Annotated in this window: 21 protein-coding genes, 1 tRNA gene and 1 pseudogene; 11 read left to right on the forward strand and 12 right to left on the reverse strand. The window is 65.6% G+C overall.

All coding sequences use genetic code 11. From position 1 onward, the window contains the following. The first annotated feature begins 56 nt into the window (after positions 1–56). From ade to FQK05_RS05985, 3 genes are all read left to right on the forward strand, one after another. Complete coding sequence (ade, locus tag FQK05_RS05975; protein WP_158965000.1) at positions 57–1,859, forward strand: adenine deaminase; 1,803 nt, start codon at positions 57–59, stop codon at positions 1,857–1,859. A 4-nt stretch (positions 1,860–1,863) separates the two neighbouring features. Next, positions 1,864–3,327: an AMP nucleosidase gene (locus FQK05_RS05980; RefSeq protein ID WP_158965001.1), complete on the forward strand. Its 1,464-nt coding sequence runs from the start codon at positions 1,864–1,866 to the stop codon at positions 3,325–3,327. Positions 3,328–3,528: 201 nt separating this feature from the next. Then, positions 3,529–3,816, forward strand: a complete 288-nt coding sequence (locus tag FQK05_RS05985) for an HU family DNA-binding protein (RefSeq protein WP_158965002.1) — start codon at positions 3,529–3,531, stop codon at positions 3,814–3,816. 81 nt (positions 3,817–3,897) lie between these two features. On the opposite strand, the gene FQK05_RS05990 is transcribed toward FQK05_RS05985, so the two are convergent. The 5 genes from FQK05_RS05990 to FQK05_RS06010 form a co-directional block, all read right to left on the reverse strand. Next, entirely contained in the window at positions 3,898–4,314 is a 417-nt protein-coding gene (locus FQK05_RS05990; protein WP_158965003.1) for a PaaI family thioesterase, read from the reverse strand. A 99-nt stretch (positions 4,315–4,413) separates the two neighbouring features. Continuing rightward, positions 4,414–5,178, reverse strand: a complete 765-nt coding sequence (locus FQK05_RS05995; protein WP_158965004.1) for a class II aldolase/adducin family protein — start codon at positions 5,176–5,178, stop codon at positions 4,414–4,416. Between the two features lie 15 nt (positions 5,179–5,193). Beyond that, positions 5,194–6,144, reverse strand: a complete 951-nt coding sequence (locus tag FQK05_RS06000; RefSeq protein WP_158965005.1) for a ketopantoate reductase family protein — start codon at positions 6,142–6,144, stop codon at positions 5,194–5,196. A gap of 84 nt (positions 6,145–6,228) precedes the next feature. After that, positions 6,229–7,638: an amidase gene (locus FQK05_RS06005; RefSeq protein ID WP_158965006.1), complete on the reverse strand. Its 1,410-nt coding sequence runs from the start codon at positions 7,636–7,638 to the stop codon at positions 6,229–6,231. Continuing rightward, the gene (locus FQK05_RS06010; RefSeq protein WP_158965007.1) at positions 7,638–8,273 is read right to left on the reverse strand and encodes a helix-turn-helix domain-containing protein; all 636 of its coding nucleotides are present in this window, start codon (positions 8,271–8,273) and stop codon (positions 7,638–7,640) included. Before FQK05_RS06010 ends, FQK05_RS06005 begins: the two co-directional genes overlap by 1 nt. A 79-nt stretch (positions 8,274–8,352) precedes the next feature. Between FQK05_RS06010 and FQK05_RS06015 the strand changes: the two genes are divergently transcribed. Genes FQK05_RS06015 through FQK05_RS06030 form a run of 4 tightly spaced genes read left to right on the forward strand, consistent with a single transcriptional unit; the run spans position 8,353 to position 12,142 of the window. After that, positions 8,353–9,672: a TRAP transporter large permease gene (locus FQK05_RS06015; protein ID WP_158965008.1), complete on the forward strand. Its 1,320-nt coding sequence runs from the start codon at positions 8,353–8,355 to the stop codon at positions 9,670–9,672. Between the two features lie 27 nt (positions 9,673–9,699). Beyond that, complete coding sequence (locus FQK05_RS06020) at positions 9,700–10,692, forward strand: TRAP transporter substrate-binding protein (RefSeq protein WP_158965009.1); 993 nt, start codon at positions 9,700–9,702, stop codon at positions 10,690–10,692. Then, a complete protein-coding gene (locus FQK05_RS06025; RefSeq protein ID WP_158965010.1) occupies positions 10,689–11,204 on the forward strand; it encodes a TRAP transporter small permease in 516 nt (171 codons plus the stop codon). Before FQK05_RS06020 ends, FQK05_RS06025 begins: the two co-directional genes overlap by 4 nt. Further along, positions 11,201–12,142 (forward strand): ornithine cyclodeaminase family protein, encoded by a 942-nt coding sequence (locus FQK05_RS06030; RefSeq protein WP_158965011.1) that lies wholly within the window; start codon positions 11,201–11,203, stop codon positions 12,140–12,142. The genes FQK05_RS06025 and FQK05_RS06030 overlap by 4 nt, the downstream gene beginning before the upstream one ends. A gap of 46 nt (positions 12,143–12,188) precedes the next feature. Here the strand turns inward: FQK05_RS06030 and FQK05_RS26490 are convergent, their stop codons facing one another. The 6 genes from FQK05_RS26490 to FQK05_RS06060 all read right to left on the reverse strand — a co-directional run bounded on the left by FQK05_RS26490 (position 12,189) and on the right by FQK05_RS06060 (position 17,773). Continuing rightward, a complete protein-coding gene (locus FQK05_RS26490; RefSeq protein WP_158965012.1) occupies positions 12,189–12,584 on the reverse strand; it encodes a DUF5615 family PIN-like protein in 396 nt (131 codons plus the stop codon). Positions 12,585–12,671: 87 nt separating this feature from the next. Beyond that, positions 12,672–13,316 carry a DUF433 domain-containing protein gene (locus FQK05_RS06040; protein WP_158965013.1) on the reverse strand — a complete coding sequence of 215 codons (645 nt, stop codon included), beginning with the start codon at positions 13,314–13,316 and terminating at the stop codon, positions 12,672–12,674. 212 nt (positions 13,317–13,528) lie between these two features. Next, positions 13,529–13,604: transfer RNA gene (locus tag FQK05_RS06045), tRNA-Thr, on the reverse strand. Positions 13,605–13,740: 136 nt separating this feature from the next. Next, entirely contained in the window at positions 13,741–15,306 is a 1,566-nt protein-coding gene (locus FQK05_RS06050; protein WP_158965014.1) for a heme biosynthesis protein HemY, read from the reverse strand. Between the two features lie 13 nt (positions 15,307–15,319). Next, the gene (locus tag FQK05_RS06055) at positions 15,320–16,984 is read right to left on the reverse strand and encodes a COG4223 family protein (RefSeq protein ID WP_158965015.1); all 1,665 of its coding nucleotides are present in this window, start codon (positions 16,982–16,984) and stop codon (positions 15,320–15,322) included. A 51-nt stretch (positions 16,985–17,035) separates the two neighbouring features. Beyond that, positions 17,036–17,773, reverse strand: a complete 738-nt coding sequence (locus tag FQK05_RS06060; protein ID WP_158965016.1) for a uroporphyrinogen-III synthase — start codon at positions 17,771–17,773, stop codon at positions 17,036–17,038. A gap of 100 nt (positions 17,774–17,873) precedes the next feature. Here FQK05_RS06060 and tsaD point away from each other — a divergent pair, with 100 nt between their 5' ends. From tsaD to FQK05_RS06080, 4 genes are read left to right on the forward strand one after another with little or no spacing between them, the layout of a single operon-like run. Then, positions 17,874–18,992, forward strand: coding sequence for a tRNA (adenosine(37)-N6)-threonylcarbamoyltransferase complex transferase subunit TsaD (tsaD, locus tag FQK05_RS06065; RefSeq protein ID WP_158965017.1), 1,119 nt, complete (start codon positions 17,874–17,876; stop codon positions 18,990–18,992). Beyond that, positions 18,989–19,960: an NAD(P)H-dependent glycerol-3-phosphate dehydrogenase gene (locus FQK05_RS06070; protein ID WP_158965018.1), complete on the forward strand. Its 972-nt coding sequence runs from the start codon at positions 18,989–18,991 to the stop codon at positions 19,958–19,960. Before tsaD ends, FQK05_RS06070 begins: the two co-directional genes overlap by 4 nt. A gap of 25 nt (positions 19,961–19,985) precedes the next feature. Continuing rightward, on the forward strand, positions 19,986–20,408 hold the full coding sequence (locus FQK05_RS06075) for an EVE domain-containing protein (protein ID WP_158965019.1): 423 nt from the start codon (positions 19,986–19,988) through the stop codon (positions 20,406–20,408). Between the two features lie 28 nt (positions 20,409–20,436). Beyond that, positions 20,437–20,847, forward strand: coding sequence for a DUF1761 domain-containing protein (locus tag FQK05_RS06080; RefSeq protein ID WP_158965020.1), 411 nt, complete (start codon positions 20,437–20,439; stop codon positions 20,845–20,847). A 285-nt stretch (positions 20,848–21,132) separates the two neighbouring features. Here FQK05_RS06080 and FQK05_RS06085 read toward each other — a convergent pair. Beyond that, a pseudogene (locus FQK05_RS06085) lies at positions 21,133–21,475 on the reverse strand (DUF2853 family protein). Positions 21,476–21,730 lie beyond the last annotated feature (255 nt).

Here is a 21,730-nt window from a genome sequence, read left to right on the forward strand (position 1 = left end):
GTTGGTAGAACTGGTTCATCCTACCCGTAACCCCTTCACCAAGGATAGGCCCCGTCATGGCTTCTGCACCGTTCCCCGCCTGGCCCGATGTCGCACCGAAACTGATCGAGGTCGCGGCGGCCCGAGCGCATGCGGACATGGTGATCCGCGGCGGCAGATGGGTGAACGTCCACAGCCGCGAGGTGCTGGACGGCTATGACATCGCCATCGTCGCGGGCCGCATCGCCTGCGTCGTCAGGGATGCCTCTGACCGGATCGGCCCCGCGACCCATGTGATCGAGGCAGAGGGGCGGTACATGATACCCGGCCTCTGCGACGCGCACATGCATATCGAATCCGGCATGCTGACCCCCGCCGAATTCGCCCGCGCCGTGATCCCCCACGGCACGACGTCGATGTTCACCGACCCGCACGAGATCGCGAACGTGCTGGGCCTTGAAGGCGTCCGGATGATGCACGACGAGGCGCTGATGCAGCCCGTCAACATCTTCACCCAGATGCCGTCCTGCGCGCCCTCGGCCCCCGGGCTGGAGACCACGGGATTCGAGATCACGCCCGAAGACGTGGCCCAGGCCATGCACTGGCCTGGCATCATCGGGTTGGGAGAGATGATGAACTTCCCCGGCGTGGCCAATGCCGATCCCAAGATGCTGGCCGAAATCGCGGCGACCCAGCGCGCCGGCAAGACTGTGGGCGGGCACTATGCCTCGCCCGACCTGGGGCCGGCCTTCGCGGCCTATGTTGCCGGCGGCCCGGCCGACGATCACGAAGGCACGCAGGAATCCGATGCCATTGCACGCGTTCGTCTGGGGATGCGGTCTATGATGCGGCTGGGGTCTGCCTGGTACGATGTCGAAAGCCAGATCACGGCGGTGACGGAAAAGGGGCTGGATCCCCGGAACTTCATCCTGTGCACCGATGACTGCCATTCCGGCACGTTGGTCAACGACGGTCACATGAACCGCGTGGTCCGCCACGCCATCGCCTGCGGCTGCGATCCCCTGATCGCGCTCCAGATGGCCACGATCAACACTGCCACCCATTTCGGGCTGGAACGCGACATCGGTTCGCTGACACCCGGCCGCCGGGCCGACGTGATCCTGACCTCGGACCTGACCGACCTCCCGGTCGAGATGGTGATCGCCCGCGGGCAGGTGGTGGCCAGGGACGGCAAGATCCTGGTCGACTGCCCGCACCTGGACTGGCCCGACATGGCACGCCAGACGGTCCATCTTGGCCACGAACTGTCGGACCGGGACTTCGAGATCAAGGCACCGTCAGGCGCCAATTCCGTCCGCGCCAACGTCATCGGTGTCGTCGAAAACCAGGCGCCGACCAAGGCGCTGCAGATGGACCTGGAGGTCGCGGACGGCCTTGTCGGCCCGCAGGGCGACGTGGCCCAGATCGCGCTGGTGGAACGTCACCGAGGGACGGGGGGCGTGACCAATGCCTTCGTGTCGGGCTTCGGGTACACGGGCCGGATGGCCATGGCATCCACCGTGGCCCATGACAGCCACCACATGATCGTCGTCGGCACCGACCGCGCGCAGATGGCGCTGGCCGCGAACCGGCTGGCCGAGGTCGGCGGCGGCGTCACGCTGTTCGTCGACGGGGTTGAAAAGGCGCTGGTGGAACTGCCCATCGCCGGCCTGATGTCCGACAGCCCCGCACAAGAGGTCGCCGCCAAGGCCCAGGCCCTGGGCGAGGCGATGGTGGCTTCGGGCTGTTCGCTCAACAATGCCTACATGCAGCATTCGCTTCTGGCGCTGGTGGTGATCCCGGAACTGCGGATCTCGGACAAGGGTCTGATCGACGTGCGCAGCTTCGAAAAAATCGACCTCTTCATCCCGCAGGACTGAAGGCATGACCCGTATCGAAACACCCGACGTCCCCGGTCCCGAAAACTTCACCGACCCCGCCGCCGCCGTCGCCCGGCTGGAGGAGTTGTACGAAACCGCCACCGGGTTCCTGTGCACCCGCTTTGCCGATGCGATGCAGAACGGGGCGCCGGACCACCGCTATCGCGCCTTCTATCCGGAAATCCGGCTGACCACGAAGACCTATGCCCAGGTCGACAGCCGGCTGAGCTTCGGCCACGTGGCCATGCCCGGCACGCATTCCACGACCGTCACCCGGCCCGACCTGTTCCGCGCCTACCTGCAGGAACAGATCCGGCTGCTGATCCGGAATCACGGCCAGCCGGTGCAGATCGGGGTGTCCGACACGCCGATCCCGGTCCATTTCGCGGTTGCCGCCAGTTCCGGCATCACCGTGCCGCAGGAAGGCGCCGCGGGTTTCACCCTGCGCGATGTCTTCGACGTGCCGGACCTGGCCACGACCAGCGACGACATCGTCAACGGCACCCATGTGCCCGCCCCCGGCACCGGGCCGCTGGCGCTGTTCACCGCGCAGCGCATCGATTACTCGCTGGCCCGCCTGGCGCATTACACGGCCACCGATCCGGCGCATTTCCAGAATTTCGTCCTGTTCACGAACTACCAGTTCTACGTGACGGAGTTCGAGGCCTTCGCCCGCCGGATGCTGGCCGATCCGGACAGCGGCTATACCGAGTTCGTGTCGACCGGGAATGCCTCGATCACCGATCCCGACGGAGTGCTGGCAGTCCCGGCCAAGCTGCCGCAGATGCCGTCCTATCACCTGAAACGGGACGACTGTTCCGGCATCACACTGGTCAATATCGGTGTCGGCCCGTCGAATGCGAAGACCGCCACCGACCATATCGCCGTGTTGCGCCCCCATGCCTGGCTGATGGTCGGTCACTGCGCCGGCCTGCGGAATACGCAGGCCCTGGGCGATTTCGTCCTGGCCCATGCCTATCTGCGCGAGGACAGGGTGCTGGACGACGACCTGCCGGTCTGGGTCCCGATCCCTCCGTTAGCAGAGGTGCAGGTGGCGCTGGAAAGCAGTGTCGCCGAGGTGACAGAACTTCAGGGATACGAGCTGAAGCGGATCATGCGGACGGGGACCGTCGCGTCGGTCGACAACCGCAACTGGGAACTGCGAGAGATGTCCGGCCCGGTCCAGCGACTGTCACAGTCGCGCGCCGTGGGGCTGGACATGGAAAGCGCCACCATCGCCGCCAACGGATATCGGTTCCGGGTGCCCTATGGCACGCTTCTGTGCGTGTCGGACAAGCCCCTGCATGGCGAGCTGAAACTGCCCGGAATGGCCTCGGACTTCTATAATACGCAGGTCGCCCGCCACCTGGACATCGGCATCCGGGCAATGGAAAAACTTCGCCAGATGCCCTTGGAACGGCTCCACAGCCGCAAGTTGCGCAGCTTCGACGAAACCGCTTTCCTGTGACCGCCGGCAAGTCCTTGCCCAAAACGGTAGGCGGACCCTTGCGATTCAACTGCTTTTCGACTCAAAAACACCACAAATGGCCCTATTTTACTGGGCTTTCGCACCGCAATATGTTGTAGGCCCCGACTATATTGGGGTATTGTCCGCGGATGAGGCCCAAGATGGATCGGACCGATCGGGCAGTTAAGGAGACCTGAGAACATGGCAAAGCCAATGACCAAGACCCAGCTTGTGGCCGCGCTGGCCGAAGACATGGGCACGGACAAGAAATCGGCAACGGCAGCCCTGGAAGCCGTTTGCAACGTGATCACTCGCGAAGTGACCGCCGGCGGCGCCGTGACCCTGCCGGGCGTCGGCAAGATCTATTGCCGCGAACGTCCGGAGCGTGAAGTCCGTAACCCGGCCACCGGCGACAAGCTGGTGAAGGAAGCCGACAAGGTGGTCAAGATGACCATCGCAAAGGCCCTGAAGGACAGCGTGAACGGCTGATTGCCGGCACGCCATCCTGAATACCGAAAGGGCCGCCCTGCGCGGCCCTTGTCATTTTCGGCGTCATGTCCGTTGTCCGGTTCAGCCCACCTTGGGCGAATAGGTCCCGCGGCCCACGGCGGTCAGCCGGCCCTGGCTGTCGGTCACGTCGATATCGACCACCGCCATGGACTTGCCCAACCGACGCGTCACCGCACGGCCGGTCAGGTACGCGCCCCCCGACGGGCGCAGATAATCCACGCGAAAGTTCATTGTCGGCACCGGCGCCCCTGCCGTCAGCGCGACGGCGAAATCCCCCACAGTGTCGATCAGCGAAGCGACCGCCCCGCCATGGAACTGGCCTTCGATCGGGCCGCCGCGGGCGAGTTCCGGGCGCATCGGCATGATCATCGTGACGGCGCCAGCATCCATCTCGACCTCGGTCACCTTCAGGCCAAGGAAGGCAACGAAGGGCGAAGCATCGAACAGCTTTGCAATCGCGTCGGGATCATGGGCCATTGCTGTGTCCTTTCGGGGGTCTGAAACGCTGACGCACGGACCCTGCGGACCCGTGCGCCATTTGTCGACCGAAAGAACGTGTGACCCTGCGGCGCGGGATTAGACCCCGGCGGGGAAACCTTCGCGCTTCATCTTGCGGACCATGGCGTCGAACAGCAGTTCGGCGAACTGCCCGCCCTCGCGGCTGAGCCGCATGGCATCGTCAGCGCATTTCTGACGGATATCCGCCGACAGTGGCGTGTTCGGGCCGGGCAGTGCATTCGCCGTGCACTGGATTTCCGCCGCTCGCTGCACGGTCCACAGCAGCATGAAGGTCAGCGGAATGTCCCGTTCGCACACCGCGATGCCGTGGTTGCGCAGGACCAGCACGTTCTTGTCGCCCAGGCTTTCCAGCATCCGGGGGCGTTCATCCTCGTACAGCGTGATCCCTTCGAAGGCGTGATAGCCGACGCGCCCGTAGAGCTGCGCGCCATAGAAGCTGTCATGCTCGATCCCGAAATCCTTCAGCGTGATGGCACTGATCGGCGTGGTGTGGGTGTGTGCGACACAGCCCACGTCGGGCCGGTTCTGGTGGATCACGCCATGCAGCGCGAACCCGGCCGGGTTGGCGTTGTAGGGCGAATTGTCCAGCTTCCGCCCGTCTACGCCGACACGGATCAGATTGTCCGGCGTCACCTCGTCATAATGCAGGCCGAACGGGTTCACGAGATAGGCGTGTTCCTCGCCCGGCAGGCGGACCGAGATGTGGTTGAAGATCAGCTCGGTCCAGCCGAGATAGCTGACCAGGTGATAGAAGTCGGCCAGCTGGATGCGCAGCTCTTCCTCGGATTTGCCAGGCATCAGCTCGTTCTCCTGGATGGTCATTGCGGTGTCCTCCTGTCAGGCGGCCGCGTCGAAGCGGCGGCGCATGTCGTCAAGCAATCGGGTCGTTTCCGGCATCGGCACGCCCTGCGCCGCAGCCAGTTCCAGGGGCGCCTGCACGATGGGCGCCAGTTCCAGTGGCCGCCCGGCCCGGGCATCCTGCAGCATCGAGGTGGCGAAATCACCCGCCTTCGCCAGCCGCGCGCCCAGACCCGTCGGATCGACGGTCACGCCGAAAGACCGGGCCAGGTCCCGCACCTCGCCCGCCAGGGCTTCGGCCCGGGCCAGAGAGGTCGGGTTGGCCGCGATCCGTTCCAGCGTCTCGCCCGTCAGGGCCGACACGGGGTTGGTGGCCAGGTTCAGCATCAGCTTGTTCCAGACCAGCGGATAGACGTCGTCGGCCCGGTCCAGCGTGATGCCCGACGACACCAGCGCCGCCGCCAGGTCCACGGGCCGGGGGCCGTCGTCGACGATGGGCCCCAGGACCAGGTGATGGGGAATGGTGGACCGCACGGTTTCGCCGTCTTCGTCGAAGCCGGCCGTCATGGCGGTGACGGACCCGACGATCTGCCTGAGGGAGATCAGGGTCAGCAGTTCGCCACCGGGATCCACGGCCTGCACGGGGCGGGACGGATCGGCATGGAACCACCACGGGATGCCGTTGACCAGCGGGATGACCCGCGTGTCAGGCCCGATGCCCGCCAGGTTCTGTTCGATGGCCGCCTTCAGCGCGCCGCATTTCACGCAGACGAACAGGACGCTGACCGGCCCGGTCAGTCGTTCCGTCACCTTGGGCCTTGCGGTGAAGGTCCCTTCCAGGTCTTCCAGCCGCACGCCATTGGCGCGCAGCGCCGCGGCGCGCTGGCCCCGGGCGACGAAGGTCAGGTCGTCTGTGGCAGCGGCCAGCCGGGCGGCCAATGCCGTTCCGATGGCACCGGCACCGATGATGGCGATCTTTGGAGCGGACATGGGACCTAACCTACTTCCGACATTGGAAAGAAATCGTGTGTCGCGGGCCTCCCACCCGCAGGATACCAGATCGGCGCGCGGACGTCACAGCAGGATCGGGCGCCAGCCCATCGCGTTCTCGATCTGCGCCGCAAGTTTCAGCACCGTGGCATCGTCCGCATAGCGCCCGACCAGCTGCACCGCGACCGGCAGCCCGTCGTCGGTGGCATGGACGGGAAGCGAGATCGCGGGCTGCCCGCTGGCATTGAACGTGGCCGTGAAGGGCGACAGCCTGAACAGGCGGTCCATGAACAGGTCCAGGTCCGGGTCGTCGGTCGGCAGCGCGCCATGTTTCGGTGGCGGCGTGCCGGTGGCCGGGGTCAGCAGGATGTCGTAGGTTTCCCAATAGGCCGACAGGCGCCGCACCTCGCGGTTGATGACCGCCGCGCGGGCGACGTGATCCGATAGCGGGATGCCGTTGGCATAGGCCAACGTCGCGACCGTCACGGGTTCCAGCCCGTCGACGATATCGCCTATGGCCACGCCCGGGAACATGCCCGACAGCGATCCGAACAGGTAACGGATCATCGCGTCGGTCAGGGCGTGGACATCGAAATCGGGCATCGCCTCCTCGACCGCATGGCCCAGCGCCTCCAACTGTTTCGCGGTCTTCGTCACCGCCGCCTTGCAGGCCGGATCGACGGGCGAGCCATCGAGACAGGTATCGACAAACCCGATCCGAAGCCGTTCCGGCGGGGTCTGGATCAGGATCTCGAACGGTTTCGGGGGCCGCGGCGCGAAATAGGGGGCGCCCGCGTCCGGCCCCGCGGTCACGTCCAGAAGCGCGGCGGTGTCCCGCACGGTGCGCGATACGGCATGTTCATGGCTGATCCCACCATTCGGATCGCCCCGGTGCGGGCCCCAGGGGTTCAGACCGCGCGTGGGCTTCAGCCCGACCAGCCCGTTGAACGACGCGGGGATCCGGATCGATCCGGCACTGTCGGTGGCATGGGTCGCGGGCAACATCCCAGCCGCGACCGACGCCCCTGCCCCGCCCGACGATCCACCGACGATATGGTCCGTGTTCCAAGGGTTCCGTGTCGTGCCCCAGGCCTTGGTGTTGGTCTCCGCCGACATGCCCATTTCCGACGACGTGGTCCGGCCCAGGAAGGAAAATCCGGCCGCCCGCAGCCGCGCCACAAGGCTGCTGTCGAAGTCCATCATCATGCCCTTGAACCGGCTGGACCCGTTCGACAGCGGCATGCCCCTGACTGGGGCGTAAAGGTCCTTGATCAGGTAAGGCATGCCCAGGAACCGCGGGCCTTCGGGCGCGGCGTCCAGGTCGGCCAGCGCCTCCTCGAACCGTGTATAGATGACGGAGTTGATCCTGGGGTTCTGGGCCTCGATCTCGCGGATGGCGGTTTGCAGGACCTCCTTCCGGGCGATCTCTCCCGCCTCGACCAGTTGGACCAGGCCCAGAAGGTCCTGCGCGATCCATTCTTCCCGTGTCAGCATCAGCTTTCTCCTGTCGGGACCGATCCGCCCGTCACGATGTTCAGCAAGGTCGCCTCCCCCTCACCGACATTGATCAGCGCGTGGCCCATGGCCGCGTCGTAGTAGACGCTGTCCCCCGGCCCCAGCCGGATCGGGGCGTAAAGTTCGGAATGAAGCTCCACCTCGCCCGACAGGACATAGACCAGCTCTTCACCGGGATGAGACACCAGATGATCGAACTGCGCAATGTCCCGGGCCTTGACCACGACGTGGGTGGCATCCATCAGCTTTTGCTTCAGCCCCATGGCCAGCGGTTCATAGACATAGGTTGCGGCGTCGATGGCGTGCCGTTCGGCGGCGCGGGTCACGTCGATCCGGCCCAGCATCGGGGTCTTCTCGCGTTCCGGTTCCGCCCGGGGGCGATCGTCCAGAAGGGTGGTCAGGTCGACCTCCAGCCCCTTGGCCAGTTTCAGCAGGCCGTCAAAGGTGGGAGAGAGGTTGGAATTCTCGATCTTGGAAATGGTCGACCCTGACATGCCGGCGCGGTCGGCCACCTGTTGCAAGGTCAGCCCCTTGCCCTGCCGCAGCTTGCGCACCCGCGCACCAAAGGCGCTGAGCGCCCGTTCCGCATCCATGTCGCCTGTCGTATCGACCATGCATTCTTTCCTATACGACATTTTCTGTTGACATATTTCGTATCCTCAATCTTCCTTCCCGGTCAAGGAGGCTTCGTCCATGGCCCTTATCCTGATCGTCGCGTTCATCCTGGCTGCCGTTCTTGGCGGCGTGGCGATCAGCTATGTGGCAGGGGCGGCCGCCGTGCTGGCCTTCATCGCGACGGGCTATTCCAACTATCTGGCGATCCTACCCCAGCGGATCTTCAGCCAGATCGACGTCTTCACTTTCCTGTCGATGCCGCTGTTCATCCTGGCGGGCGAGATGATGACCCGCGGCGGCGTGACCAAGGTCCTGATCGACCTGGCCATGCTGGGGGTCGGGCGGCTGAAGGGCGGGCTGGGCTACGTCAACATCCTGGCAAGCGTCTTCCTGGCCGGCATCTCCGGCTCTGCCGTGGCGGATGCGGCGGCCACGACCAAGACGCTGGTCCCCGCGATGCGCGACAAGGGATACAGCAACGATTTCGCTGCGGCCCTGACGGCCGCCAGTTGCGTGATCGGGCCGATCATACCGCCGTCCATCGTGATGATCTTCTACGGCGCGCTGATGAATGTCTCGGTCGCGGCGCTGTTCGCGGGCGGGATCATCCCGGGCCTGCTGATGGCCCTGTTCCTGTGCGCCTACAATTTCTGGATCGCCCGGCGCGACGGGCACCCGGGCGGCCGGGACATGGTGCTGCCGGCCTTCTGGGCGACCATCGTGCGCGCCGCCCCGGCCCTGCTGATCCCCGTCACCATCGTCGCCGGCATCGTCTTCGGCGTCGTCACGCCGACCGAGGCCGCGGCGCTGGCCGTCGCCATCACGCTGCTTCTGATCTTCGTCTACCGCCTGCTGGGGCGTGACCGGCCGGGACGGGCGTTCCGGGAAACCGTGAACATCTCGTCCGACGCGCTTTCAAGCTCGGCCATGCTGACGGGGTCGATCTTCATGATCCTCTTTGCCGCGGCCATCTTCGGCTATCTGATCGGCATCATGCGCCTGCCCGAAGGCATCGCCGCCGCGGTGCAGGACCTGGGCCTGGGCGGCACGCAGTATTTCCTGGTCGCCAGCCTGGTCATGTTCGCCGCCGGCATGGTGATGGACGTGACCATGGCGCTGGTCCTGCTGGTCCCGGTCCTGATCCCCGCTGCCATCGCGTCGGGCTGCAACCCGGTCCATGTCGGCGTGGTCAGCTGCCTGAACCTGACGCTGGGCCTGATCTCTCCCCCGTTCGGGGGGATCCTGATGGTGGTCTCGGCCGCGGCCGACGTGAACTACCTGCGGCTTTCCCGAGCCATCCTGCCCTTTCTGGCCGTGCAGGTGGCGCTGCTGCTGCTTCTGATCCTCGTCCCCGACCTGACGCTGGCGCTGCCCCGACTGGTCGGACTGATCGACTGAACAACCAAAACAACAGGGAAAACGACAATGAAACATCTGCGCACCACCCTTTCCGGACTGGCCCTTGCGGCAGGCATGGCCCTTGCCGGCACGGCCCAGGCCCAGGACATCAAGATTGCCGTCCAATGCCCTCCGGTCCCCGCCTGCGCCGACTGGGTCTATGCCGAAGACTTCGCCGCCGCGCTTCGCGAAGCGGGGCTGGAGGCGACCGTCTTTGCCGGCGGCGCCCTGGGCAAGGATGCCGAACTGGTCGACCAGCTGTCGCAAGGTTTGCTGCAGTTCGCCGTCACCAACTTCGTCATGATCGCGCAGGTCGATCCGCGGATCCTTGGGTTCCTGGCGCCTTACGTCTTCGAATCCTCGGAACAGTTCTTCAAGGCCACTCAGGAAGTGGACAGCGAGATGCTGGCCGAGATCAAGGAGAAGATGAAGGCGCAGGGCGTCATCGTCGCGGCGCTTCCCGGTCTTGGCGGTCAGATGGGCCTGTTCAATGACGAGCACGAGGTCGCATCGGTCGACGACCTGACCGACCTGCGGATCCGGGCCATCGACCCGAACCAGGTGAAACTGTTCGAGGCCTGGGGCACCCAGGGCGTCGTGGTCGACATGCCGGAATTCGCGGGCGCCGTGCAGCAGGGGATCGTCGACGGTTACTTCAACCCGCCGGCCGTGCCGCTGATCTTCAAGCACACGGAATTCCTGAAGTACTTCACCGACCTGAAGGCCGGCACGCCGTTCCGGGCCGCACTGATGTCGGCCGACTGGTACGACATGCTGGCGGATGACCAGAAGGCCATCGTCGACGCCGCTGTCCTGACCGCCAATGCCAGGAACCGCGATTGGACCTATGCCGCCGAAAAGGCGGAGATCGAGGGCCTGAAGGCCGCCGGCGTCACCGTGACGGAACTGAGCCCCGAGGCGCTGGCCGAATTCAAGGCCCGGAGCCAGCAGGTCTGGGACACGCTGATGCCGTCCGGATCCGTTGCCGACATGCAGGCCATCGCGGATTCGGTAAAGTGAACCGGCTGGATCGCATCAGCGCGGGTGTCGACCGGGTCTGCCTGGCGCTGGCCAAGGCCTGCCTTCTTGGCATCGCGCTGACGATCCTGTTCCAGATCGCGGGCCGCTACGGCCTGCGCAGCCCCTATGCCTGGACCGAGGAACTGGCCCGCTACCTGATGGTGTGGGGCGGTCTCCTTGGTGCCAGCTGCGCGTTCCGCCGCGCACTGGACCCGGTGATCGTCACGGTCACGCAAGGAAGCCCCCCGGCCGTGCAGGTGCTGGCGAAGGTGATGCTGGCCGCCACGGTCGTCATCTTCCTGGCGCCGGTCCTCTACTACGCGTTCTTCGGCGCGGGCTGGAATTTTCAGCGCGGGTTCATGTGGCGCAACTTCAACCGCTCGTCCGCCGGGCTGGGCGTGAACCTGGCTGTGATCGGCGCCGCGATCCCCGTCACCTGCCTGATCTTGCTTCTTCACTGCGCCGCACGGCTGGCCAGCCCCCTGCCCCAACCGACCGGAAAGACCTCATGAAAGTCATCACCGCCGACCAAATCCGCGCCACCCTGACCGTGGGGGCCCTGATCCCCGCGATAGAACAGGCGATGAAGGAGGTGTCGGCCGGCGATGCCCTGCACCCGCCGCGCTTTGCCGTGCCGATCAACGAAAAGGGCCGGATGGCGCTGATGTACGGCGCCCTGCGCGAACCGCGGCGGCATGGGCTGAAGGTCCTTAGCCTTTACCCCGACGCGCCAAAGATGGGCCTGTCCAGCCACCAGGGTTTCGTCGTCGTCTTCGACAGCGACACCGGCGTCCCCCTGATCGCCGCCGATGCCGACGCGCTGACGGCGCTGCGCACGTCGGCTGCGTCGATGCTGTCGATCCGGGCGCTGGCCCGGCCCGACCCCAAGGTCTTCGCCGTCTTCGGCGCGGGCGAGCAGGCCGAATGGCACATCCGCGGCGCGCTGGAGTGCTTCGCGCCCACGGAAATCCGCCTCTGGTCCCGCCGCCCCGAACAAGCCCTGCACCTGGCCGCCCATTTCCCCGAAGCCGCAGCCATCCTGCGCTGCGTGCCCACGCTGGAGGTGGCAGCGGGCGGCGCCGACGTCCTGATCACAGCCACGGCGGCGCGCACGGCGTTTTTCCCCGGAGCGCTGCTGGAGCCCGGCCAGCACCTGATCCTTGTCGGCGCCAGCCTCGCCGACGCGCGCGAGGTCGACGACGAAGCGGTCGCCCGGGTGCGGATGTTCACCGATTCCCTGGAAAGTTCGTCCCGCGAGTCGGGCGAGATCATCGACGCCAGGACGGCGGGCGCGATCCCGGAGGACTATGCGGTGACCGAGATCGGTGCGGTCCTGTCGGATCCGTCGCTGTTCGTGCGGGGGGACGGAGAGATCACGGCCTACAAGTCCCACGGGCTGATCGTGCAGGACCTAGCGGCGGCGGTGCTGGCGGGGGAGCGGGTGGGGTAAATGCACCTTTATTCCGAGAAACTTCACGTGTCGTGGGGTCTACGCTTCACAGGTGGATTTGAACTCGATGGCTGCCTACGCGAACAATAGCGGGATTTTCCTGATCTCGCCGTAGTGCGAACTCCACGACGTCGAAGACCTCGGTGAGACGAGCCGCCCCTGAAGGTTCTGGCCCTGACATCATTATTCGTGACAACTGCTCAAAACGGGGTGATGCAAATCTCTGGGCGTTGAAGTCCCTGTCCCAGCTAATTAGAATTCTTCCGGCTTCGATTGCTGCCCGCGCAACCACCGGGTCAGGAGAGTTCACGGGCATTATTTCGCTAATTCGCACGACGTCATGCCCCATCGCAATCAATGCATTTCCCAGAGAGACGGGAACATTGTGATCGGTCAAGAACCGAAATACGCCTAATCGATGCTCCTGATCATCCTCAGTCACGCCTGGTACCCCAGCAGCTTTCAGACAATGAGCCTCGCAGATTATCGAACTTCACATGCAAATTCGACATCCAGTGTAGTTCATCTGTTAAGCTGCGGTTTGACCATTGCCCAATGACCGAGCTGCTTCAACATCCACAAGCGTCAGATCGGGAAACTCTTCCAGCACTTCTTCAGGAGAGAACCCCAGATCCAAATAGTGAATAACAGTTGAGACAGGAATACGCGTTCCCTCAAAAACCGGTTCATTCTGCAACACGAACTTTCCGTGTACAACTTGCCCTAAAGCATCGGTACCACGCTTATTCAAGTCAGCAACAGCCTTTTTGGTGTCGGATATGACGACACGCAAAGGGATATCAAAGACCCGCTGTCCGCTTACAACTTCAACGCGCTTGTCTGACCGCGGATCGGTGAAAACAACTTTCTTGCCGAGAACATAGAGGGTAGCCGACGTCCACTTAGAGTCACCAAGATGAGACAAGTTATCAGATACTTTCCTCAGGTGCTGCAAAGGCACTTTATACGTGTTCCGAAGCTGGCCCAGAACCCGCAATGAGACGATGTCCCGAAACGAATAGACTCTGCTGTAAGGGAGGCGACGATTGTCTTCAGCAAAACTGGGACTAATGAAGCCCTTACGGTCCCAACTCCGCAATTGCCCTACCGATAGTCCAGACAAGCGAGCGGCGTCTGCCTCACTGAACGCTCCGATGACATTCTCGTGTTCCACAAGTTTCCCTCACGCCCGACGGCGTCTTCAATAGGAATGGTTACGATGAGGCATTCCGTCAACTCCCAACCGTACGTCTGCGCTGCGCGGGATCGCTATGAGCCCGCAGGCAGGTTACCGTCGGGTGGCGCCGGCAGGCTTACTTCAACAAGCTAAGCTACAGCGTACCTAGCACCGGCTACCCACGCGAAGGCGCTTGTTTCCCAGAAAAGTGGTGCCGCAGAAGGGACTCGAACCCCCGACCCCATCATTACGAATGACGTGCTCTACCAGCTGAGCTACTGCGGCATCTTCCGGTGACCGGCGGCGCTGGCGGCCGGTCCGGAGCCGGGGCGGTCCATGTCCGACAGACATTTCCGTACCCGGTGGGGCGGTCCTTTAGCACCGCCCCGAGAGGGTGGAAACCCCCAATTTGTCACCCGGGTCAGCTGGACGCGGACCGGCGGGGTTCCTCGCCCGGCGGAACGTCTTCCGCCGTGGGCACGGTGTCGTCTTCGGCCGCAGGCTCCACCGGATCGGCAACCGACACGTCCACGTCTGCCATGGTCGGCGTGGACGCCGTTTCAGGGGCCGGATCGAACGGCACAGGCATGTCCTCGGCCGTGGCCGCGGGCCCGCCGACGATCAGCGGGATCAGGTGCGTAGCCGCCCCCGTGCCCGTCACCGGCGCCTTGGGCGTGGTCCAGGACAGCGTGTCGAAGCTTTCGCAGGACGAACAGACCGGCGCCCATTCGGCGTGGGCGGTATGGCAGTTCTCGCAGACCCATTGCGGGCCGCGGGGCGCCTGCAGCGCGCGCGCCAGCCAGCCCTTCACGATGGTGTCCGATGCGCCCTCGCCCCGTTCGATGGCGGCCATGAGGGTGTAGAAACGCGCATCCGGCGCCTCTTCCGCCAGGGGACCCAGCGCACGGCGGGCACCCGGGAAATCCTCGGCCGCGACATGCAGTTCGGCGTCGACCAGGCGGGTTTCGGGATTGTCCGGCTTGACCTTCAAAAGCGGCTGGAAGCGCTTCAGGCGGGCGGCGGGGGTTTCGGACGGTTCCAGTTCCGCGAAGGCGGCGGCCAGGTCCGGGTGGGGCGTGGTGTCCCAGGCCTTGCGGATCACCTTGGCGGCAGGCTTCGGCCGACCTTGCGCGTTCATCGCACGGGCGGCAGCGACGGCGGCGGGGACAAAGTCCGGCGACAGTCGGTTCGCCTCGATCGCCTGGTCGCGGGCGGCCGGCGTCGTCTCGCCGTTCATCATCGCAGCCTCCGCCTGGCTGAGCGCCAGAACGGCGGTGCGTCGGGTATAGACGTCCTTGGGGATCGTGCCCGACTTCAGCTTGGCCGCCAGCGTGCCACGCGCGCCGGTCCAGTCGCCCGAGGTCGCCTGAAGACGCAGCAGGGTGTCCTGCACCTCGGCATTGCGGGGGCGCAGGGACTGGGCCTTCTGCGCAAGCTTCAGCGCGGTTTCCTTGTCCCCTTCGGCCAGTTTCTGGCGCAGGATGCCGCGGACACCGACGAAGCGGGTTTCGTCATGGGTGATCAGCGCCTTGTAGGCAGCGGTCGCGCGCGACCGATCGCCGGCCAGTTCCGCCGCCTGGGCCGACAGAAGGCCGGTCAGTTCCGGGCGTTGCAGCAGCTTTTCGGCGCGGGATGCCCTGCGCATCGCCTCGCGCCCTTCGCCGCCGGCCATGGCGATCATCGCCTCGGTAAGCGCCTTGTAGCCGCGGCGTTCGCGGCCGCGGTCGAAGAAGCGGGTGATCGCCGTTTCATCCCCGGCCAGGAAGCTGAGGAAGGCGAAAAGGAACGACACCACCTTCAGCAGGATCCACATGGCGAACAGCAGAACCAGCAGCGCGATCACCGCCTGCAGGGGCTGCAGCGTGAATTCTGTCCCGGCCATGGTGATCTGCACACCGCCGGCGCTGTCCATCAGGTATTCCGCGCCCAGTGCCAGTCCCGCGATGATGGCGAGGAAGACGACGACCTTGATCAATGACCACAACATGGCGGCGGATCCTTCAGTTGGAGTTCAGGCTCTGCGCCAGCGACTCGTTGGCTTTCACGGCAGCGAGGCGGGTCTGCGCCGCGGACTCCCAGGATTTCATGGCGTCTTGCGCCGGTTCGGGCAGCGTGCCGATCATCGTCAGCGCCTGATCCAGATCACCAGCCGACACGGCCTGCTGGACCCGGGACAGAACCGCATCGGGCCCGTCGCCCTGCCGCGGCGTGACCGAGCGCACCTGAAGCTGGCGTTCGAAGAAGCCCGCGATGCCGCCGGTCCCGTCCTTCTGTCCGGTCCGCACGGCAAAAAGCGCATCGCGCGCCGCGTCCGGGAAGGACGCACGCAGCTGCGCCAGCGTGGGCACGCCGTCCGCCGCCGGTCCCGACAGGGCGGCGGGCACGTCGATGCCGCCGTCCTTCAGCGAGGCGACAAGATCGGCATAGGGCGTACCATCGCCCAGCGCGGCCGCGATATTGCCCACGACGGCGCGCATCTCGGCCCGCTGGGCATCGGCGGCGGCCTTGGCTTCCAGTTCCTTGGCCTTCGCCTCGGCTGCCTTGGCCTCGTTGACCAGCGCCTCGATCTGGGCCTGCTGGGCCTCGGCCACTTCGGACAGCTGCTTCTGGCTGGCGGCAACCTGCTGGTCCAGCGTCGCCTGCTGCGCCTTGACGGAGTCCGTCAACTGGGCCAGTTCGGCCTTGAAGGTATCGGTCGCGGCCTTGGTGGCGGCATCTGCGTTCGGATATTGTTCGATGGTGGTGATCCGGTCCGCCAGCGGCCCGATCTTGGCAGAGAGATCGCCCACGGTGGTCTGCAGCGCTGACAGTTTCTGGGTCAGGTCGGTGACGCTGGTCTGCACGGTCTCCAGACCGTCGGTCGCCGGTTCCGCAAGCTTGCCCTGCAGGGCGGCGAGGGTATCGGCCTGCTTGGCCAGGTCCGCCTTCAGCGCGGCAATTGCATCCGCGGTCTGGGCCGAGTTCGTTTCCAGGTCCTTCTTCACCGAAGACGGCAGAACGGAGTCCAGAAGGCCGGTGCTGCCGGCGGCAAAGCCCAGGCCTGCGGCGACGACACCGCCAAGGAAGATCGGGAAGAAACCACCGCGGCGTTCGACCACGCGTTCGGGCGCGGGGGCCGTCGCCGCAGGTGCCGGCTCAGGCTCGGGCGCAGGTTCGTGGACGGGAAGGACGACACCCGCGGCCGTTGCGGCGGCCAGCGCATCGGGATCGTCGTTCGGTTCCGGCATGTCGCCTTCGGAATCGACCGGATCACTGTCTTCTTTTTCCAGCGCGGTGTCCTCGGGCTCGGTCGGGTCGGTGTCTGTCCCGTCCTCCTGCCCGCTGTCCGAGGTCGCGCCTTCGTCCAGCGCCGCGTCGGTCAGAGTGTCCGGATCTGCCAGGGGCAGGTCGCTTTCCGGTTCGACCGTCGTTTCGCCGGGTTCGGCCATCACGCCCCGGGGCTGGTCCTCCAGCGGCGCGGACGCGCTTTCCAGCGCTTCGGGGTCCGCGACGGGATCGGTGCCCGCCTCGAAACCGGCGTCGGTCGTGACCGGTTCTTCCGACACTTCCGGCGTGCCGGTTTCCGGTTCGCTCTTGTCGATGCCCGTTTCGGTCACGGCGTCGGCGGGGGAATTCCCCTTGGTTGACCCATCGGTCGGCTGGTCGGAGGATTTCCTCTTGGCCACGCGCTACCCCTTCGATTCTCAAATCGGACAGTCGATTTTCCGCAGTGCAGCTTAACCGTGCCCCCTTCCCCTCTCAAGCCGACAGACCTTAACCGCGACATTTTCAATCGCCTGGCGCATCGCATCTGCATCGGGGCGTTCGGCAATGGTCACCGAACGAGGGAACAGGCGGCGCGTCACATCCGCCACCGCACGGCTGAGCGCCACGATGTGAAGCGGCGCCTGCATTGCGCCGGACTGGATGAAAAGCTGTGCCGTCCGGGGGGAAAACAAGGGCACCAGCACCGGCTGCATCCCGTTCAGCACCGCCATGGCCTGGGCCGACATCGGGCGCTTGCGCTGATCGTACAGCACCTGTTCGCGGGTGCGAAGACCCGCGGCCGACAGCCGCTGCGCCACCGACCCGCGGCTTTCGGCGCCCCGCAGATGGACCAGCGGCCCGGCGGGGCGGCGCTGAAGCAGGCTGCTGATCAGCGTTTCGGCATCGGTGCCGCGGCATTCGGCAGGCCATCCGGCGTCTTGCGCCGCAGCCGTGGTGGCCCGTCCGACGCAATAGGCCCGCAGCGTCCGGTTGCGGGACAGGATGGCGGCCGCCCCCACGCCGTTGGCGGAACTGAAGATCAGACCCTTGGCATTTCCGGGCTCGAACGGGTCGCCGGTAATGCATATCTCCAGTAGCGGCGACATGCAGACGTCCAGCGCCACCCTCACCCGTTGCGGCAGGCTCGCCGCAAAGCGAAGCGCTGCGGGCTCGGGCCGTGTCAAAAGCAGCACTGGGCGGTTAGTCATGTTCGGGTCTGGCGTCGGGACGTCGGGCAATTGTTTCGGTAGTTGGGGAATGTTACCTGCCCCAAGTCAACACGCAAAGCGGGAGCGCGCGATCAACGAGATGAAGCCTGTCCTTACCATACTGGGGCTGGAAAGCAGCTGCGACGACACCGCGGCGGCGGTCGTGCGCCAGCATCCCGGCCGGCGGGCTGAAATCCTGTCGTCGGTCGTGGCCGGCCAGACCGACCTGCACGCGCCCTTTGGCGGCGTGGTCCCTGAACTGGCCGCCCGGGCGCATGCGGAAAAGCTGGACGGTTGCGTCGCTGCCGCGCTGGCCAAGGCCGGTCTGGGCGACGCCCCGGCCGAAGCGCTGCAGAAAGTCGATGCCATCGCCGTGACCGCAGGCCCCGGCCTGATCGGCGGCGTGCTGTCCGGCGTGATGTGCGCCAAGGGGCTGGCCATGGCGGCCGCGAAGCCGCTGATCGGCGTGAACCACCTCGCCGGACATGCCCTGACACCGCGGCTGACGGATGGCGCCGAATTCCCTTACCTGATGCTCCTCGTCTCGGGCGGGCATTGCCAGTTCCTTGTGGTCGAGGGCCCGGAACGCTTTCGCCGGCTGGGCGGCACCATCGACGACGCCCCCGGAGAGGCCTTCGACAAGGTCGCCCGCCTGCTGGGCCTGCCGCAACCCGGCGGCCCGTCGATCGAGGCCGAAGCGAAGATGGGCGATCCGAAACGTTTCAGGTTTCCCCGGCCGCTGCTGGACCGGGACGACTGCAACCTGTCCTTTTCCGGGCTGAAGACGGCGCTGCTGCGGCTGCGCGACCGGATCGTGGAAGAAAAGGGCGGGCTGACACGCGCCGACCGGGCCGACCTGTCGGCCGGGTTCCAGCAGGCTGTGGCCGACGTTCTGGCCGCCAAGACCGCCCGCGCCCTGAAGATCTACATCGCCGAAAGCGCGCCCGCGCATCCGCTCGTCGCCGTGGCCGGCGGCGTGGCCGCGAACCAGTCGATCCGCGCGGCACTTGAACAGGTGGCCGACGCGGCCGGGGCGCAATTCCTGGCGCCCCCGCTGCGGCTTTGTACCGACAACGCGGCGATGATCGCCTATGCGGGGATCGAGCGATTCAGGCTGGGGGGGCAGGACGGGCTTGACCTGGCCGCGCGTCCGCGCTGGCCCCTGGACAGCACCAGCCCGGCCCTTCTGGGCAGCGGCCGCAAGGGGGCCAAGGCATGACCGGCATCGCCGTCCTGGGCGCTGGCGCCTTCGGCACCGCGCTGGCCATCGCGCTGGCAGAAAACGGCACCGTCCACCTGTGTTCCCGCGATGCCGATCTGGTGGCCGAGATGCAGCAGACCCGCCGCAATCTGCGCAGCCTGCCCGGCGCGGTGCTGCCCGAAAACCTGATGCCCACCGCCAACCTGACCGCCGCACTGGCCACCGGCGGGCCGGTGCTGCTGTCCGTCCCGCTGCAACAGCTGCGCGGCCTGCTGGAACAGTACCGCAGCGTACTGGACGGTCGGATCCTTGTCGCCTGCTGCAAGGGAATGGAGCTGAAGACCGGCCTGGGCCCGGCCGGCGTGATCCACGATGTCCTGCCCGAAGCCTATGCCGCGCTGATGACCGGCCCGTCTTTCGCGGCCGACATCGCCATCGGCCTGCCCACCGCCCTGACGCTGGCCTGCGACGTGCCGGATCTGGGCGAACGGCTGCAGCATGCGCTCTCGACCCCGACCTTGCGACTGTATCGCACGACGGACGTGGCCGGAGCGGAAATCGGCGGAGCCCTGAAAAACGTCATCGCCATCGCCTGCGGTGCCGCTATCGGTGCGGGGCTTGGCGACAGCGCCCGCGCCGCCCTGATGACCCGCGGCTATGCCGAGATGCTGCGCCTGGCCGAAGCCCGCGGCGGAAGGGCGGAAACGCTGGCGGGCCTGTCCGGCCTGGGCGACCTGGCGCTGACCTGCACGTCGGACCTGTCGCGGAACTATCGCCTGGGCCGAAGCCTGGGCGCGGGAGAGAAGTTCGACCCCAAGGTCACCGTCGAAGGGGCGGCCACCGCCCGCGCGGTGGCCGCCATGGCGCAACCGCTGGACCTTCAGATGCCGATCACGCAAGGTGTGGTCGATCTTCTGGACGGCGGATCGGTCGAGGACGCGATGCAGACCCTGCTGGCCCGCCCCCTGAAGGAAGAACGAGACTGATCCTTCACGCGAAAGGCGCTGCCTCATGGCCTATTGGCTTTTCAAATCCGAACCCTCGACCTGGAGCTGGGACGACCAGGTCGCCAGAGGCAGTGCAGGCGAGGAATGGGACGGCGTCCGCAACTATCAGGCCCGCAACTTCATGCGCGAGATGAAGCTGGGCGACAAAGGCTTCTTCTATCATTCCCAGACGGAAAAGGCTGTCGTCGGCATCGTCGAGGTCGCAGCCCTGGCGCATCCCGACAGCAAGACCGACGATCCCCGCTGGGAATGCGTCGATATCCGCGCCGTCCGCCCCTTTGCGAAACCTGTCACGCTTGAGACGATCAAGGCAGACGAAGGCCTGGCCGAGATGGTATTGGTCAGGAATTCGCGCCTGTCGGTCCAGCCGGTGACCGAGGCCGAGTGGCGCGCGGTCTGCGCGCTGGGCAATACCGATCCGGACTAGGGCCGGACAGGCAACTGGGGGACAGGAAATGTTTCACACCATCGTCGAGGTTGCAAACGTATTGGCGGCGACCGCCGCGGCTTTTGCACTGGGCACGGTCTGGTACGGCTGGCTTTCGAAGCAGTGGCTGAGGGCCACGGGCATTCCGGCGGGCGCCGATGGTCGGCCGGTCAAGGGCGGGTCGCCCATCGTCTTCGTCATCGGCTTCTTCCTGGAACTGCTGGTCGCCGGCATGATGCGTCACGTCTTTGCGATGGCCGGGATCAACGGTCTTGGCCTGGGGATCCTTGCCGGTTTCGGCATCGGGCTGTTCTTCATCACGCCCTGGATCGCGATGACCAACCTTTATGCGATGCGGCCGATCAAGCTGACTCTGATCGACGGCGGCTATGCCGTGATCTCGACTACGGTCATGGGCTTCATCCTGGCGCTGTTCTGAAGACTGTTCGGCGGGACCACACGCCATGTCCGGCGCCGCATCCCGTCTGGATCGGCCCCGATGCCGCCGGTCCCGGCCCCGATGGGTTAACGGGAGGATCCTGGGCCCGAGGGCCGATCAGGATCCTCCCCCTCACCCCACGTGGCCCCAAGGCGCACCACGTTTCGGGTATTCAAAAGGTCCCGACCGTTCTGGTCTCTGTTTTCTGGTTTAACGCGAATTCCTCCCCCGGACAACGACCATGCCCGGGGCATTTGTCTTGAATTGCAGGTACTTGCGCGGGGCTCAGGCGTAGACCGACTCTTTGCCGAAATGTTTCGTCAGCATCGTAGTATACGACGGCCCGGTACTTGTTCCGCTCCGAGGCGCCGTATGTCTCGACCACGCGGGCGATGGCGGCGTCCAGCTCCGGCCCATCGGGCAGGCCCAACTTCTTGATCAGGAAGTTTTTCTTGACGGTCTCCAACTCTCCCGGCTGGCTGGCGGCGACGGTGTTGGAATCGGCGTCATAGATCGACGGTCCGCAGCCGATGGTGACCTTGGTCAGCAGGTCCATGTCCGGGACCATCCCGCATTTGTTCTTCAGATCGTCGGCATATCTCGCGATCAGATCGTCACGCTTGCCCATTGGTCTCTCCTCTCTCACTGGCCTGTACGGCCACGGGGAAAGGGTAGACCCTTGCCGATGTCGCACAACCTTTAAGTGTCGTCTCTGCCAGTGCCGGTCGGGTCGCGCCAGCATGTCCGGCAGTCCCGGGCGGTAGACGCGAAGATCCGTCGACAGGACAGCCCGCGGCAACTCGGCCGGGCCACAGGCGCCAGGCCCTGCACCGGCCGAAAGACCATCAGTGCGGGCTTTCCCGGCCCACAAGAGGCTGCCATT

The organism is Chachezhania sediminis, from assembly GCF_009765275.1.
GTDB lineage: Bacteria > Pseudomonadota > Alphaproteobacteria > Rhodobacterales > Rhodobacteraceae > Chachezhania > Chachezhania sediminis.

Coding starts and splice junctions, on each gene's coding strand:
- ade (WP_158965000.1), top strand. CDS start 57: ATGGCTTCTGCACCGTTCCCCGCCTGGCCCGATGTCGCACCGAAACTG.
- FQK05_RS05980 (WP_158965001.1), top strand. CDS start 1,864: ATGACCCGTATCGAAACACCCGACGTCCCCGGTCCCGAAAACTTCACC.
- FQK05_RS05985 (WP_158965002.1), top strand. CDS start 3,529: ATGGCAAAGCCAATGACCAAGACCCAGCTTGTGGCCGCGCTGGCCGAA.
- FQK05_RS05990 (WP_158965003.1), bottom strand. CDS start 4,314: ATGGCCCATGATCCCGACGCGATTGCAAAGCTGTTCGATGCTTCGCCC.
- FQK05_RS05995 (WP_158965004.1), bottom strand. CDS start 5,178: ATGACCATCCAGGAGAACGAGCTGATGCCTGGCAAATCCGAGGAAGAG.
- FQK05_RS06000 (WP_158965005.1), bottom strand. CDS start 6,144: ATGTCCGCTCCAAAGATCGCCATCATCGGTGCCGGTGCCATCGGAACG.
- FQK05_RS06005 (WP_158965006.1), bottom strand. CDS start 7,638: ATGCTGACACGGGAAGAATGGATCGCGCAGGACCTTCTGGGCCTGGTC.
- FQK05_RS06010 (WP_158965007.1), bottom strand. CDS start 8,273: ATGGTCGATACGACAGGCGACATGGATGCGGAACGGGCGCTCAGCGCC.
- FQK05_RS06015 (WP_158965008.1), top strand. CDS start 8,353: ATGGCCCTTATCCTGATCGTCGCGTTCATCCTGGCTGCCGTTCTTGGC.
- FQK05_RS06020 (WP_158965009.1), top strand. CDS start 9,700: ATGAAACATCTGCGCACCACCCTTTCCGGACTGGCCCTTGCGGCAGGC.
- FQK05_RS06030 (WP_158965011.1), top strand. CDS start 11,201: ATGAAAGTCATCACCGCCGACCAAATCCGCGCCACCCTGACCGTGGGG.
- FQK05_RS06050 (WP_158965014.1), bottom strand. CDS start 15,306: ATGTTGTGGTCATTGATCAAGGTCGTCGTCTTCCTCGCCATCATCGCG.
- FQK05_RS06060 (WP_158965016.1), bottom strand. CDS start 17,773: ATGACTAACCGCCCAGTGCTGCTTTTGACACGGCCCGAGCCCGCAGCG.
- tsaD (WP_158965017.1), top strand. CDS start 17,874: ATGAAGCCTGTCCTTACCATACTGGGGCTGGAAAGCAGCTGCGACGAC.
- FQK05_RS06070 (WP_158965018.1), top strand. CDS start 18,989: ATGACCGGCATCGCCGTCCTGGGCGCTGGCGCCTTCGGCACCGCGCTG.
- FQK05_RS06075 (WP_158965019.1), top strand. CDS start 19,986: ATGGCCTATTGGCTTTTCAAATCCGAACCCTCGACCTGGAGCTGGGAC.
- FQK05_RS06080 (WP_158965020.1), top strand. CDS start 20,437: ATGTTTCACACCATCGTCGAGGTTGCAAACGTATTGGCGGCGACCGCC.